Genomic DNA, 14,640 nt, shown 5'->3' with positions numbered 1-14,640 from the left:
GCCGCCGCCCGAACAACGGTGGCCAGCCGCCGGGGTCGGTGCGGCCCGGCCTGCCGCCGGAGCCCGTTCGTTGGCCTGCGCGCGATGCCGACGGCGGGCCGGGAACACCCGACGGCCGATCTCCGGCACGGCCGCGGCGGTGGGTCGGAGCGCCGTGGCGGCCAACCGGGAGCGCGGCCGGCGACGGCGGGCTGGGGACGCTGCGGCGGCACGTAGGCTGGGCGGATGTCCGTCTCCGGGAAGCAGCAGGAATTCTTCGCGCCGATCCTGGCCGCGTGCGCGCCGATCGCCGACGTGGACACCGCGCTGGACGCCGAGTTCGCGGTGTCCGCGCTGCTCGGCGGGGCGTACGCGGCGGCCGACGAGGATCGCGCCGCCGCGGTCGCCCGGTTCGCCGACGATCTGGTGTCGGTGCTGGACGGCCGGGGCGACGCACTGGCCGGCGCGCTGCTGGCCGGGCTCTCCGGGGTGGCCCCGGCCGAGGCGGCCGCTCGGGCCGGCGCCGCGCTCGACGCGGAGAGCCGGCCGGCCTGGGCCGCCGAGATCGGTACCGCCCGGTGCACGGACGCCTGGGCGATGAGCGACGTCTACGGCGACCAGACCGAGTTCGTGCTGATCTTCGAGTTCGCGGACGGCCGGTTGGGTGGCGCGCCGCACGCCTGCTGCGTGCTGACCGACGCGAATCTTTCCGTGGTGAAGGACTGCTGGGCGTCGACCGAGCCGGAGCGGGTGTTGGCCGACTGCCGGCGCAGCGCGGCGGACAACCACGACCTGCGGCTCGTCGAGGTGGCACCGAGCACCGCCCGGTCGACGATCGAACCGCTGCTGGCCGGTACCGACGAGTTGCCCGAACTACCCGACTCGACGGAGTTCGCCGAGGACCGTGCGCTGCTGCTGGCCCGGCTGGCGACGCTGCCGGCCGCGCCAGCCGCCGGCGCCGGGGCGGCTGCCGACCCGGTGGCCGAGTTCCTGGCCGCGCCGGAGGCGTCGATCGAGGACGCTCCGGACGGCGTGGTCGAGGCGTGCGCCCGGCTGATCGCCGAGTACGCGCCGGCCGACCCCCACCGGTGGAGCCCGACCTCGGCGGAACGGTTCCTGGTCGACTGGGTGCCGGCGTCCGCCGTCCTGGACGCCGAGTGCGTCGACTGGCTGCCGACCGTCCTGCTCGCGTTCGTCACGTACTCCGGGCACCGCCGTGGTCTCCCCGAGGACGCCGTGATGGCCACCCAGGAGGCGATCCGGGGGCGCCTGGACGACTTCGCCGCGGCGATGGCGGACGCGGGCGGCAACGCGGCGACGGCCGCCCAGGTGGCGCGGGCGATGCTGTCCGACGGCGTCGACCCGACCGATCAGGACGCCGTCCGTAGCTGGCTGGCCACCAACCTGCCGCGCTGAACTCGGCGGGTCAGCGCCGGTCCGCGGCGGCGGGCGGCGCGCCGCGACTCGGCCTCGCGCTCCGGTTCGGCGGGCGGCTCGCCGACGGGTTCGTGCTCGCCCGGGTGGCCGGCGCGACGCGAGCCGGGGAGCGGCTGCGCTTCGCGCTCACCTGCTGGTCGTGGCCCGCCGGCTCGGCCCGCTCGGCCCCGGCCGGCCGGCCGCCGGTGCCGTGCTCGCCGGCCGGCGGCCACGCGCACCAGCCGCCGCACCGGAGCCGTCGGCGGTCGCACCGGACCGGTCGGCGGTCGTACCCGCGGTGCCGGTCGGCCGAGCCGGGGCCACCGCGCGCCGCCCGCCGTCGGTCGCGCCGCGCCCGCCGGGTTCGGGGTGTTCCGCGCTGGCCGCCTGCCCGCTGCCGGTCACCGCGGCGGGGTCGGTACCCGGGCCCCGGCCGGTACCGCCGGTGCCGGCCGCGCCGGCGCCCCGCTGCGACCGGTCGGCCGCTGTATCGCCGCTCGGGGCGGCGGCCGTACCCGCGCGGGTCCGCGTCGCCGCGGTGGCCGCGCTGGTACCGGCGATCGCCGCCGGATCGACACCGGCCCGCGCGGACGGGTCGGCACCGGCCCGCGCGGACGGGTCGGCACCGGCCCGCGCGGACGGGTCGGCACCGGCCCGCGCGGACGGGTCGGCACCGGTCCGCGCAGCCGGGCCGGCGTCCGCGCCAGCGGTCGGTGCCGGATCCGTGCCGGCAGCCGCATCCTGGTCCGCGCCAGCGGCCGGCGCATCGTCCGTACCGGCGGCGAGTGCCGTGCCAGCGCCCGGTGCATCGTCCGTACCGGCAAGTGCCGTGCCCGCGCCCGGCGCCGGCTCCCCGCCAGCGTCGATGCCGCCAGCCGGAGCGAATCGGGGCCGCGCGGTGGCGATCGGCGAGTCGCCGGTGGACGCCGGCAGGTCGCTGGACCGGTGGGTGCCGGTGGATCGGTCGCCGGCGAACGGACCGGTGCGGTCGAGGCCAGGCCCGGGTGCGGCATCCCGGTCGCGGGTGAACGGACCGGTGCGGTCGAGGCCAGGCCCCGGTGCGGCATCCCGGTCGCGGGTGAACGGACCGGTGCGGTCGAGGCCGGGACCGGGTGCGGCGTCGCCGGCGGACGAACCGGCCGTGCCCGCCGCGACCGGGCCGGCGGTGACCCCGGCAGCGCCGCCAGGTACGGCCGGATCGTCGGTCGATGCACCGGGGTCGGCGGTCGAGGCGGCGCCCGGGGCCGGCCGGGCCGGGTCGCTGGTCCAGGCCGAGCCGGACGGCTCCAGCACGGTCCACGCCGCCCCGTCCGGGCTGGTCACGGTGGCGGCGGCCGGGGTGGCGCCGGTCGGCGTGACGGCCGGGCGTGCCACCAGCCAGGCCGGGGCGGTCTGGCTCGCGGCCGGCGGGACGCGGGGCCCGGTCGGCGCCGAGCCGGGGCTGCCGGCGGCGGACGGCAGCAGTACCACCGGGGTGACGCGGTCGCCGGTGACGACGAAGCCGGTCATCGCGGTCGGGTCGGTGGCCAGCGGCCCGGTCTTGTCCGGCGGCGGGACCACCGGGCCGAACACGAGTGGCCCGTCGGTCCCCTCGGGCCGGGCGCCCTGCTCGCCGATCGGCGGGAGCACGAGGCGCAGGCCGGCGTAGGAAACGATGATGGTGCCGTGCGGGCCGGGCTCGACGACGGGCTGGTCGGGGCTGTCCGGGGACGTCCGGCCGGTGTGGTCGCTCTCGCGTTCGCGGCCGGCGGGCGCTCCGCCACGGCGATCGTCCGGGGCACGCCGGCCGGTGGTACGGCCGCTGTCCCGGCGCCGTGCCCCGCCGGCGACGTGCGACCGCGCGTCGCCGCGGCCGGAGGCACCGGGCTGGCTGGCCTGGCCGGAGCCGTCGTGGCCCGCCGCGGGGCCGGAACCGCCGGGCCGGGCCGGGTCGGCGTCCTTGTGGCTGGGGTCGGGCACCACCACCGGCGCGTTGCCGGGGCTCTTGAGGAACGGTGTGGTCTCGGCGAGCGGTGCGCTGCGCAGCCGGTCGGCGCCGGCGGCCATCAGCACGGTCGAGGCGGCGACGGTGACCGCGACGAGGCTGACCAGCACCAGGGTGATCTTGCGGCCCGCGACGCCGCCGGCCGCGGCCCGCCACCGAGACCGCAACCCCGCGGCGATCCGCCCCATCAATCCGGAAATATAGGTATGCAGAGCGCCGATCAGGGCCGGGATTCCGGTGCCGCGCGCAAGGTGCGGCGTCTCGGTCCGCTCGGCCACGCCGGTGAGGTTAGCGCCATCGGCAGGCGCATCGTCAGCCCCGGACCGGCCTTTCATGGGCGGATACGCGTCGAAAGTGGTGACGGTCACTCGCACACCGCTCGCCTCCTCGCCTCCGTACCGTGGCCTCTCCGGGCCGGAGAGGCGTCGCGTGGACGCCGGAACGTCCCCGCTGTGCCGTACGTCGGCTTGGACCGGTACGAGCGGCTGCTCCCCGTTCCTGCCGCACTAGCTGAGTATTGTTGCACTTCGTGAGGCCTGTGTATACACACAGTTGTTTTTCCTGCGTCAAGCCGCCTCCCGGCCCGGCGGCACCCTGAACGCTGGTAAAGGATGGTTACGGTCGCGTAGGTTCTCGGTGGACCCCTGGAGAGCCGCACTGGGCGTGCGGTTCGCCGCTGCGACAGTCACGAGCGTGGGGGTCGCGAGGCCGTTCCACAGCCAACCGGCTGGTGCCGTCGCGACCACCGGAGCCCGTACGATGGCGGCACGGGATGTGGCGGCCATCACCCTCGATGGAGTCGCATCCGAGCTGACATGCTGTTGGGCAATCGGCAACGGGGCCGATGATCGCGCACACCCGCGGTCCGGCCCCTGCGCCGACGCTCCCGCCGGGCGAACCCCCAACCGGGGTCCGCGCGGCACGACGGAGACGTCGACCGGTGCGGTAACCCCACGCCGGCGACGCAAGCAGAGGGAGAGGGATCGGACATGGGTGACAAGCCCGCGACGAAGGGGCGGCCCGCCACCAAGGCCCGGTCCGGTGCTCGGCGGTCACGCCCGGCATCGACACCGGCCGGCGAGGCGGCGCTCCAGGGGTCCGCGCAGGAGCCGGAGTTCGTACAGCTGCTCACCCCGGAGGGGGAGCGGGTCGAGCACCCGGACTACTCGGTCGACTTCACCGACGAGCAGCTGCAGGGGCTCTACCGCGACCTGGTGATCGTGCGCCGGCTCGACCTGGAGTCGACCGCGCTGCAGCGCCAGGGCCACCTCGCGATCTGGGCCAGCCTGGAGGGCCAGGAGGCGGCACAGATCGGGTCCGGGCGGGCGCTGCGCAAGCAGGACATGGCGTTCCCGACGTACCGCGAGCACGGCGTGCTGTGGTGCCGCGGCGTCGACCCGACCGCACCGCACGGGCTGTTCCGCGGCAACGACCACGGCGACTGGGATCCGGCCGAGCACAACGCCAACCTGTACACGCTGGTCATCGGCGCGCAGACGCTGCACGCGGTGGGCTACGCGATGGGCATCAACTACGACGGCAAGGTCGGCAGCGACGACGGTGAGGCGTCGATCGTCTACTTCGGTGACGGCGCGTCCAGCCAGGGCGACGTGCACGAGGCGTGCGTGTTCGCCGGCGTCTACCACGCACCGGTGGTGTTCTTCTGCCAGAACAACCAGTACGCGATCTCCGAGCCGGTCGAGCGGCAGACCCGCACCCCGATCTACCAGCGCGCCGCCGGCTACGGCTTCCCCGGCGTGCGGGTGGACGGCAACGACGTGCTGGCCTGCTACGCGGTCGCCCGGCACGCGCTGGATGCGGCCCGGCACGGCCAGGGCCCGACGCTGATCGAGGCCTACACCTACCGGATGGGCGCGCACACCACGACCGACGACCCGACCCGGTACCGCACCGGCAGCGAGGTCGAGTCCTGGAAGCAGCGCGACCCGATCACCCGGATGCGCACGTACCTGGCGAAGGCGGGCATCGGCGACGACGACTTCTTCGCCTCGGTCGACGCGGACGCGGACCGCATCACCGGCCGGCTCCGCGAGTTCGTGATCGGCCTGCCCGACCCGGATCCGAGCCGGCTGTTCGAGCACGTGTACGCGGAGGAGTCGCCGCTGCAGGACGCCGAGCGCGCCTGGTTCGAGCAGTACCAGAGCAGTTTCGTCGGGGAGGGGGCGCACTGATGGCCAAGCAGCAGGGACCGCTGACCGGTACGCAGACGTTGACCATCGGCAAGGCGCTCAACCTCGGCCTGCGCCGGGCGTTGGAGGACGACCCGAAGGTGCTGCTGATGGGCGAGGACGTCGGCCGGCTCGGCGGCGTCTTCCGGATCACCGACGGGCTGCAGAAGGACTTCGGTGAGGACCGCGTGCTCGACTCGCCGCTCGCCGAGGCCGGCATCGTCGGTACCGCGATCGGGCTGGCCATGCGCGGCTACCGGCCGGTCTGCGAGATGCAGTTCGACGGGTTCTCCTACCCGGCGTTCGACCAGGTCACGAACCAGCTGGCGAAGATGCACTACCGCTCCCGCGGTCGCATCACGCTGCCGGTGGTGATCCGGATCCCGTTCGGCGGCGGCATCGGCTCGGTGGAGCACCACTCCGAGTCGCCGGAGACCTACTACATGCACACCGCCGGCCTGAAGGTGGTCACCCCGTCGACCGCGGTCGACGCGTACTTCATGATCCAGCAGGCGATCCGGTCCAACGACCCGGTGATCTTCCTGGAGCCGAAGGCCCGCTACTACGAGAAGGGCGAGGTCGACCTGGACGCCCCGGTCACCGCCGCCGAGCCGCTGCACCGCTCCCGGGTGGTCCGGGCCGGCACCGACGCCACCGTCGTCGGCTACGGCCCGACCATGCGGGTACTGCGGGACTCCGCCGACGCGGCGGCCGAGGACGGCCGTTCGCTGGAGCTGGTCGATCTGCGCACGCTCTCCCCGCTCGACCTGGACCCGGTGTACGAGTCGGTCAAGCGCACCGGTCGGCTGGTCGTGGTGCACGAGGCACCGACGAACCTCGGGCCGGCCGCGGAGGTCGCCGCGCGGGTGCAGAGCGAGTGCTTCTATTCGCTGGAGGCGCCGGTGCAGCGGGTGACCGGCTTCGACACGCCGTACCCGGCGTCGAAGCTGGAGGAGCACTTCCTGCCCGACCTGGACCGGGTGCTCGACGCCGTCGACCGCACCTTCAGCTACTAGGAGCCGCCCGGATGTCGCGCGTCAAGCAGTTCCCCCTGCCCGATCTCGGTGAGGGCCTCACCGAGGGTGAGATCTTGAAGTGGTTCGTCGCGCCGGGTGACCGGGTCACGTTGAACCAGCCGATCGTCGAGGTGGAGACCGCCAAGGCGGCGGTCGAGATCCCCTGCCCGTACACCGGTGCGGTGGTGGAGATCTTCCACGGCGAGGGCGAGACCGTCGATGTCGGTGCGCCGATCGTCGCGTTCGACACCGACCCGGATGCGGGCCCGCTGCCGGAGCCGGAGTCCGGCGGTCCGGCCGAGGTCACCGGGCCGCTGATCGGCGAGCAGAGCGCCGACGGTCGCACCGCGGTGCTCGTCGGGTACGGGCCGAAGGAGTCCGGCGGCAAGCGCCGGGCCCGCCGCCCGGTCAACGGTGCCACGGCCCCGGCCGCACCGGCTGCTCCCGCCGCCCCGGCTGCACCGGCCGTCCCGGCCGCACCGGCCGTCCCGGCCGCACCGGCCGTCCCGGCTGCATCGGCCGTCCCGGCTGCATCGGCCGTACCGGCCGCACCGGCCATACCGGCGACCCCGGTCGCGCCGGTCGCGCCGGCACCGGCGGTACCGGCGCAGCCGGCGAGCGTCCGGGTGCTGGCCAAGCCGCCGGTCCGCAAGCTGGCCAAGGATCTCGGCGTCGACCTGACCACGCTGACCCCGACCGGCCCGAACGGGTCGATCAGCCGGGACGACGTGCTGGCCGCGCAGTCCGCGCCGGCCGCACCGGCGGCGGTCGCCGCCCCGTCGTTCGGCCCGGACCGCGAGCAACGCATCCCGATCAAGGGCGTCCGCAAGCTCACCGCGGCGAACATGGTGGCGAGCGCGTTCACCGCGCCGCACGTGACGGAGTTCCTGACCGTGGACGCCACCCGTACCGTCAAGGCGGTCGAGCGGTTGCGCACCATGCGCGACTGGCGGGACGTGCGGATCTCGCCGCTGCTGCTGGTGGCCAAGGCGGTGCTGCTCGCCGTCGGCCGGCACCCGCTGGTCAACTCGACCTGGGACGAGGCCAACGGCGACATCGTGGTCAAGGAGTACGTGAACCTCGGTATCGCGGCGGCCACCGACCGCGGCCTGATCGTGCCGAACATCGCCGACGCCGGCCGGCTGTCCCTGCGGGAGCTGGCAGATGCGATGAACGACCTGGTCGCCACCGCGAAGTCGGGTCGCACCGCGCCGGCCGCGATGCAGGGCGGCACGTTCACCATCACCAACGTCGGCGTGTTCGGGGTGGACACCGGTACTCCGATCCTGCCGCCGGGGGAGACCGCGATCCTGGCCTTCGGCGCGATCAAGCAGCAGCCGTGGGTGCACAAGGGCAAGGTCAAGCCGAGGTACGTGACCACGCTCGGGCTCTCGTTCGACCACCGCATCGTGGACGGCGAGCTGGGCTCCCGGTTCCTGGCCGACATCGGCGCCTTCCTGACCGATCCGGAGGCGGCGCTGCTCGCCTGGGGCTGACCCACGCAGTACGGCATGTGACGGCCGCGACCCGATCCGGGTCGCGGCCGTTACTCGTTTCCGGCGTGACCGTCGACACCACGGTTACTTCCCTTGCCGTACCGAAGGATGTTAGGCATGTAAGCGCCCTCACCATAGATTCTTTTGCAGTGAACCGGTCATCTGCGCTCTAATGGAGGTACCGGAGATACATCCAGCAGAGGTGAGGCACTGATGAACAACCTGCTCCAGAAGTACCGGGAGCGTCGCACGGTGGTCCGTCGGACGCGCGCCATCGAGCGGGCGCTGTCGCGCTGCCCGTCCAGCGCGATGCGCGACGAGCTGCTCACGATCGCCAACCGCGACTGATTCCCTCACTCCTCCGCGACCCGCGGCCGGGGGGCCGCCGGACGTCGCCGCCCAGACACCGCCCTCCTCGACATCGAGTCGAGGGGGCGGAAACGTGTCCGGCCCCGGAGATGGTGGACGACCGCCCCGCTCGGCCGGCTCCCGCAGCCGGGTAGCGTGAGACGCCCGCGGCCCGGGACGGCCGGGCGACGGCGATGCGACGGAGGTGGCGCGGTGCAACCGGACGGCGCGTCCGCACCCGACCGGGACGGCCACCCCGAAGACCCCGGCGCCGGCCCAGCGCCGCACGGCTACCAGCCCGGCGCCCCATCGCCGGCCGGCCCGCCGTCACCGGGCCACCAGCCCGGCGGCACACCACCGCCCGGCGGGCCGCACCTCCCGCCCGGCGGCACGCCACCGCCTGCTGGGCCGCCCCTGCCACCCGGCGGCACGCCACCGCCCGGCGGGCCGCCTCCACCCGGCTATCCACCCGGCGCCGCGCCGCCGGGGTGGCCGATGCCGGTGCCGGTGAAGCCACCACGGCAGCCCAGACGCACCCTCGTACTCGTGATCGCCGGGGTGGTGGTCGTCGCTGCGGCCGTGGTGTCGGTGCTGCTGCTGCGTGGCCGGCAGGACGACTCCTTCCCGGTGGGGTCGTGCGTCACCGCGGCCGGCGGCAGGGCGGTGCCGGCCTCCTGCACCAAGCCCGGGGCGTACAAGGTCACCAAGGTGACGTCGAGCCGGGCGAAATGCCCCGACCCGACCGGACCGGCGGTCGAGCTGCAGGGTGCGTCCGGCGACCGGTTCCGCTGCCTCGCCCCGGTGAAGTAGCCGCCGGGCCGGGCCGGGCAGCAGCCGCCGGCCCGGTGCGGTCGCCGGTCGCGGTGGCAGCCGCCGGCCCGGTGCGGTCGCCGGCCGGGGCAGCAGCCGCCGGCCCGCGCTGTCGCGTTCGCCACGCTGCCGGTGGGCGCCGCGCCGCGCCGCGCCGCGCCGCGCAGAATGGTCGGCATGGCCTACCACCAGGATGATCGTCGTGCCCGGGTGCGGGCGCCGGAGCTGCGTGGCCGCCGCTGGCTGAACACCGGCGGGCGCGAGCTGAGCCTCGCCGACCTGCGCGGGCGGATCGTCCTGCTCGACTTCTGGACGTTCTGCTGCATCAACTGCCTGCACGTCATCGACGAGCTGCGCCCGATCGAGCAGAAGTACGCCGACTCGCTGGTCGTGATCGGCGTGCACTCGCCGAAGTTCGAGCACGAGAAGGCGCCGGACGCGGTGACCGCCGCGGTCGAGCGGTACGGGGTGCACCACCCGGTGCTGGACGACCCGGACCTCTCGACCTGGCAGCAGTACGCGGCCCGGGCCTGGCCGACGCTCGCCGTCATCGACCCGCAGGGGTACGTGGTGGCGAGCATGGCCGGCGAGGGGCACGGCGACGGGCTGGACCGGCTGCTCGCCGAGCTGGTCGCCCAGCACACCGCGGACGGCACCCTGATCCGCGGCCAGGGGCCGTACGTGCCGCCCCCGCCGGAGGACACCGTGCTGCGGTACCCGGGCAAGGTGGTGCGACTGCCCGGCGGGACGCTGCTGGTCAGCGACTCGGCCCGGCACCAGCTGGCCGAACTCGCCGCCGACGGCCGGACCGTGCTGCGCCGGATCGGCAGCGGCGACCGCGGCGCTGCGGACGGCCCGGCCGACCAGGCGTCGTTCAGCGAGCCGCAGGGGCTGCTGGTGCTGCCGGCGACGGTGGCCGAGCGGGTCGGGTACGACCTGCTGGTCGCCGACACGGTGAACCACCTGCTGCGCGGGGTGCGGTCGGCCGACGGCGCGGTACGCACCGTGGCCGGCACCGGCGAGCCCTGGCGCTCCGATCACCGCACCGACGCCGGCGAGGGGCCCGGCGACGCGCTCACGGTGCAGCTGTCGTCGCCGTGGGACCTGGCCTGGTACCAGGGCGCGGCGGTGATCGCGATGGCCGGCATCCATCAGCTCTGGCGGTTCGACCCGGTCGCCGGCACCGTGTCGCGCTGGGCCGGGACCACCACCGAGAGCCTGCGCGACGGACCGGTCGGGGAGGCGTTCCTGGCGCAGCCGTCCGGGCTGGCGGCCGACGGCGACCGGCTCTGGGTCGCCGACTCCGAGTCCTCCGCCCTGCGGTACGTGCAGGACGGCGAGCTGCACACGGTGATCGGGAGCGGCCTGTTCGACTTCGGCCACGCCGACGCGCCGGGGGGTGAGCCGGCGCCCGACGGGGTGCCGGTCCCGGCACCGGCGGCCATGCTGCAGCACCCGCTCGGGGTCGCGGTGGCGCCGGACGGCGCGGTGCTCGTCGCCGACACGTACAACGGGGCGATCCGGCGGTACGAGCCGGCGACCGGTGCGGTGACCACGCTGGCCAGCGGCCTGGCGGAGCCGTCCGACGTGCTGCCGGACCCGGACGCGACCGGCTTGTTGGTGGTGGAGTCCGGGGCGCACCGGCTGGCCCGGCCCGACCTGGCCGCCAGCGCGGCACCGGCCACCCGGTACCAGACCGAGCGGCCGGCCACCGCGGTCGCCGACGGCCCGGTCACGCTGGACGTCGTGTTCGACCCGCCGCCCGGGGCGAAGCTGGACGACAGCTACGGGCCGGCGACCCGGCTGGAGGTCACCGCGACACCACCGTCGCTGCTGGCCGAGGGCTCCGGGGTGGGCAGCGAGCTGTCCCGCCGGTTGGTGTTCGCGCCGGGCGCGAGCGGCGTGCTGTCGGTGACCGCGCAGGCGGCCACCTGCGACGCCGAGGCGGAGAACCCGGCCTGCCACCTGACCCGGCAGGACTGGGGCGTGCCGGTGACGGTCACCCACGGTGCCGACGAGACCCTCGCCCTGGTTCTCCGCGGCTGACCGGGTGCACGCCGGTCAGCCGTGCCGAACCCGGTAGGTGAGGTTGGCGAAGCCGTTGTCGTCCCGGCTCAGCTGGGTCAGGGTGAGCGAACGGGACGTGAGCCGGCGCGGCAGTACCGGCGCGCCGGCGCCGAGCGTCACCGGCGCCACCCCAGGATGATCTCGTCCAGCAACCCGTGATCGGCGAACTGGCCGACCAGGCCGCCACCGCCGATCAGCCAGATGTTGCGGCCGGCGGCCGCCTCGACCATCGCCGCGTGCGTACCCACCACGTCGTCGGCCACGAAGTGCAGCGGGATGCCCGGCACCGCCGGCAGCTTCCGGTGGGTGAACACCCACGCCGGGGTCTGCCCGTACCAGCCCTGCCACTTCTCCGGGTGGTCGAGCATCCGCTCGTGTTCCAGCATCCACTCGTACGTGGTGGCGCCGAGTGCCATCGCGCCGATCCCGGCGAAGAACCGGCGGAACCCGTCGCCGGCCGGCTCCTCGGCGGCGCCGTCGGCTCGGTCCTCCCCGCTCGAACCGTCCGCCTCGAACAGCCAGTCGAGGCTGTTGTGCTCGTCCGCGATGTACCCGTCGATGCTGGTCGCGGTGAAGTACTGGGTCAGTGTCATACGGTCAGCGTGCCGCCTCGCCCTGACAACCCATGTCAGTTCGCCGGAACGTCCCGCCGACCGCCACGGCCGGACCGCCGGAGGCCAGCCGGTCGACCACCGCCGGTCGCCGCGGTCGGACCACCGGGAGGCCAGCCGGTCGACCACCGCCGGTCGCCGCGGTCGGACCACCGGGAGGCCAGCCGGTCGACCACCGCCGGTCGCCGCGGTCGGACCACCGGGAGGCCAGCCGGTCGACCGCCGCCGGTCGCCGCGGTCGGACCACCGGGAGGCCAGCCGGTCGAGCCTGCCCGGACGGCCGCCCAGCGCCGCGACCACCCAGCCGCTCAACGCGATGGCAGGCCGCCCAGCCGCTCGGCGCCGCAACGGGCCGCCCAGCCGCTCAACGCCGCAACAGGTCGCCGGGGGCGAACGGGGTGAGCGACAGCCCGGCCTCGGTCAGCGCCGTGCGCAGTCGCTCGGCCAGCGCCACCGCCCCCGGCGTGTCCCCGTGCACGCACAGCGAGTCGATCGCGATCGGCAGCGTGGCGCCGTTGACCGCCACCACCTCGCCGCCGACCGCCATCCGCAGCGCCCGCGCCACCACCTCGTCCGGGTCGGTGACCAGCGCGCCCGGCTCGCGCCGGGACACCAGCGTGCCGTCCGGGGCGTAGCCGCGGTCCGCGAAGCCCTCCGCGACCGTCCGCAGCCCGGCCTCGGCCGCACACCGCAGCAGTGCGGAGCCGGGCAACCCCAGCACCGGCAGGCTCGGGTCGTACTCGGCCACCGCCCGGGCGACCGCCGTCGCCTGCGCCTCGTCTCGTACCGCGGTGTTGTAGAGCGCGCCGTGCGGCTTGACGTAGGTGACCCGGGTACCGGCGACCCGGCAGAAGCCGTCCAGCGCGGCGAGCTGGTAGAGCACGTCGTCGGTCAGCTCGGCGGGGTCGTAGTCGATCCGCCGCCGGCCGAACCCGGCGAGGTCCCGGTACCCGACCTGCGCGCCGACCGCCACCCCCTGCGCCGCCGCGCCGGCACACACCCGGCGCATCGTCGCCGGGTCGCCGGCGTGGAACCCGCAGGCCACGTTGGCGCTGGTCACGATCGTGAGCAGGGCGTCGTCGTCGCCGAGCGTCCAGCGCCCGAAACCCTCGCCGAGGTCGCTGTTCAGGTCCATCCGGACACTCCTTCGACGGGCTCGAACCGCACCGGCGTACCGGGCCTCGCCTGCGCGGCGGCCGGCACGTCGGCGGGGTCGACGACGGCGATCACCGGGTAGCCGCCGGTGGTCGGGTGGTCGGCCAGGAACACCAGCGGTTCGCCGCTGGCGGGCACCTGCACCGCGCCGAGCACGACACCCTCGCTGGGCAGCTCCGCGTCGACGCTGCGGGCCAGCGGCGGCCCGGTCAACCGCATGCCGACCCGGTTGCTGGTCGGCGACGCCTGGTAGTCCGCGGACAGCAGCGTGCGTACCGCCGGCGCGGTGAACCAGCCGACTCGCGGCCCCGGATGCACCCGCAACACCACCGTGCGCCGCGCGCCGGGCGGCGTCGAGCCCCCCGATCCGGTACCGCCCGGCACCGTCTCGGCCGAGCGCGGGCCGGCGGATGCGGTACCGGCGGGCGCGGCGGCCGGCCCTCCCGGCGCGGGGGCCACCGGTGTGGCGCCGACCGGGACGGTGTCGCCCTTGCGGAGCGGTGCCGGGCCGAGCCCGGACAGGGTGTCGGTGGCGCGGCTGCCGAGTACCGGCGGGACCGCGATGCCGCCCGCGACGGCAAGGTAGCTGCGCAGCCCGGTGCGAGCGGTGCCGACGGCCAGCTCGGCGCCGGCCGGCACCGGTACCGCCGCGCCGTGCGGCACCTCGGCGCCGGCGACCCGGACCGGTGCCGGCGCGCCGGTGACCGCGACGAGCAGCGACTCCTCGGCCCGCAGTACCGCGCCGGTGACGGTGAACTCCAGCCCCGCCGCGGCCGGATCGTTGCCGACCAGCCGGTTCGCCAGCTCCAGCGCCGGCAGGTCGGCGGCGCCGGACCGCGGTATCCCGAGGTACGCCAGGCCGGGCCGGCCACGGTCCTGCACCGTGCTCAGCAGCCCCGGCCTGAGCACCGTGAACGCCCTCATCCCGGCACCGCCCGGAACCGCACCCGGGTACCGGGGGTCAGCAGTGCCGGCGGCGACGCGGACGGGTCGAACAGCACCGCGCCGGTACGGCCGATCAGCCGCCAGCCGCCCGGCGACGGCGACGGGTAGACGCCGGAGTACTCGCCGGCCAGGCCGACCGCCCCGGCCGGGACCCGGGGGCGGGGGCTGTCCCGGCGCGGCACGGCGAACTCCGCCGGCAGCCCGGTCAGGTAGCCGAAGCCGGGGGAGAAGCCGCAGAACGCCACCCGGAACTCGGTACCGGTGTGCCGCGCGACGACCCCGTCGACGCTGGTGCGCCACAGCTCCGCGACCTCGGCCAGATCCGGCCCGTCGTACACGCAGTCCAGCTCGACGGCCGTCCCGGGCTCCGGCGGGGCCGCCCGCCCGGCCGACATCGTGGCGAGGCTCTCCGCCAGCCCGGCGGGATCGGCGACGCCGTCCACCAGCACCGTACGGGCGGCCGGGACCAGGTCGGTCGCGACCAGCGCACCGGAGTCCAGGCGCCGGCGCAGCTCGGCGTGCCAGGCGGCGACCTCGGCCGCGTCCGCGCACTCCAGCAGGATCGCGCGCGGCCCCGCCGGCCGGGTTCTCATGCGCTCGGCCGGCGGCCGGGGCCGGCGGCCG

Annotated in this window: 13 protein-coding genes; 7 read left to right on the top strand and 6 right to left on the bottom strand. The window is 75.5% G+C overall.

What is annotated here, in order from left to right; genetic code table 11:
* Positions 1 to 225 precede the first annotated feature (225 nt).
* Positions 226 to 1,395, top strand: coding sequence for a hypothetical protein (locus Athai_RS31995; RefSeq protein WP_203964925.1), 1,170 nt, complete (start codon positions 226 to 228; stop codon positions 1,393 to 1,395).
* A 147-nt stretch (positions 1,396 to 1,542) separates the two neighbouring features.
* Here Athai_RS31995 and Athai_RS31990 read toward each other — a convergent pair whose 3' ends face one another.
* The gene (locus Athai_RS31990; RefSeq protein WP_203964924.1) at positions 1,543 to 3,657 is read right to left on the bottom strand and encodes a hypothetical protein; all 2,115 of its coding nucleotides are present in this window, start codon (positions 3,655 to 3,657) and stop codon (positions 1,543 to 1,545) included.
* A 711-nt stretch (positions 3,658 to 4,368) separates the two neighbouring features.
* On the opposite strand from Athai_RS31990, the gene pdhA reads away from it, so the two are divergent.
* The 6 genes from pdhA (at position 4,369) to Athai_RS31965 (ending at position 11,284) form a co-directional block, all read left to right on the top strand.
* Positions 4,369 to 5,571 carry a pyruvate dehydrogenase (acetyl-transferring) E1 component subunit alpha gene (gene pdhA, locus Athai_RS31985; RefSeq protein WP_203964923.1) on the top strand — a complete coding sequence of 401 codons (1,203 nt, stop codon included), beginning with the start codon at positions 4,369 to 4,371 and terminating at the stop codon, positions 5,569 to 5,571.
* The gene (locus Athai_RS31980) at positions 5,571 to 6,584 is read left to right on the top strand and encodes an alpha-ketoacid dehydrogenase subunit beta (RefSeq protein WP_203964922.1); all 1,014 of its coding nucleotides are present in this window, start codon (positions 5,571 to 5,573) and stop codon (positions 6,582 to 6,584) included. The genes pdhA and Athai_RS31980 overlap by 1 nt, the downstream gene beginning before the upstream one ends.
* Positions 6,585 to 6,595: 11 nt before the next feature.
* On the top strand, positions 6,596 to 8,080 hold the full coding sequence (locus Athai_RS31975; RefSeq protein WP_203964921.1) for a dihydrolipoamide acetyltransferase family protein: 1,485 nt from the start codon (positions 6,596 to 6,598) through the stop codon (positions 8,078 to 8,080).
* Positions 8,081 to 8,293: 213 nt separating this feature from the next.
* On the top strand, positions 8,294 to 8,428 hold the full coding sequence (locus tag Athai_RS34990) for a hypothetical protein (protein ID WP_275422616.1): 135 nt from the start codon (positions 8,294 to 8,296) through the stop codon (positions 8,426 to 8,428).
* A gap of 546 nt (positions 8,429 to 8,974) precedes the next feature.
* Positions 8,975 to 9,238: an LppU/SCO3897 family protein gene (locus Athai_RS31970; RefSeq protein WP_203964920.1), complete on the top strand. Its 264-nt coding sequence runs from the start codon at positions 8,975 to 8,977 to the stop codon at positions 9,236 to 9,238.
* A 177-nt stretch (positions 9,239 to 9,415) separates the two neighbouring features.
* Positions 9,416 to 11,284: an NHL domain-containing thioredoxin family protein gene (locus Athai_RS31965; protein WP_203964919.1), complete on the top strand. Its 1,869-nt coding sequence runs from the start codon at positions 9,416 to 9,418 to the stop codon at positions 11,282 to 11,284.
* A gap of 15 nt (positions 11,285 to 11,299) precedes the next feature.
* On the opposite strand, the gene Athai_RS35155 is transcribed toward Athai_RS31965, so the two are convergent.
* The 5 genes from Athai_RS35155 to Athai_RS31945 all read right to left on the bottom strand — a co-directional run bounded on the left by Athai_RS35155 (position 11,300) and on the right by Athai_RS31945 (position 14,609).
* Complete coding sequence (locus tag Athai_RS35155; RefSeq protein WP_338028170.1) at positions 11,300 to 11,434, bottom strand: dihydrofolate reductase family protein; 135 nt, start codon at positions 11,432 to 11,434, stop codon at positions 11,300 to 11,302.
* Positions 11,422 to 11,898, bottom strand: coding sequence for a dihydrofolate reductase family protein (locus Athai_RS31960; RefSeq protein WP_338028169.1), 477 nt, complete (start codon positions 11,896 to 11,898; stop codon positions 11,422 to 11,424). The genes Athai_RS35155 and Athai_RS31960 overlap by 13 nt, the downstream gene beginning before the upstream one ends.
* Positions 11,899 to 12,280: 382 nt before the next feature.
* Positions 12,281 to 13,051: a LamB/YcsF family protein gene (locus tag Athai_RS31955; protein ID WP_203964918.1), complete on the bottom strand. Its 771-nt coding sequence runs from the start codon at positions 13,049 to 13,051 to the stop codon at positions 12,281 to 12,283.
* Positions 13,042 to 13,995, bottom strand: a complete 954-nt coding sequence (locus Athai_RS31950; RefSeq protein ID WP_203964917.1) for a 5-oxoprolinase subunit C family protein — start codon at positions 13,993 to 13,995, stop codon at positions 13,042 to 13,044. Before Athai_RS31950 ends, Athai_RS31955 begins: the two co-directional genes overlap by 10 nt.
* The gene (locus tag Athai_RS31945) at positions 13,992 to 14,609 is read right to left on the bottom strand and encodes a 5-oxoprolinase subunit B family protein (RefSeq protein WP_203964916.1); all 618 of its coding nucleotides are present in this window, start codon (positions 14,607 to 14,609) and stop codon (positions 13,992 to 13,994) included. Before Athai_RS31945 ends, Athai_RS31950 begins: the two co-directional genes overlap by 4 nt.
* Positions 14,610 to 14,640 lie beyond the last annotated feature (31 nt).

Source organism: Actinocatenispora thailandica, from assembly GCF_016865425.1.
Classification (GTDB): domain Bacteria; phylum Actinomycetota; class Actinomycetes; order Mycobacteriales; family Micromonosporaceae; genus Actinocatenispora; species Actinocatenispora thailandica.
Note: the sequence above shows the minus strand (reverse complement) of the source record. Positions and strands in the feature narration are given on the sequence as shown.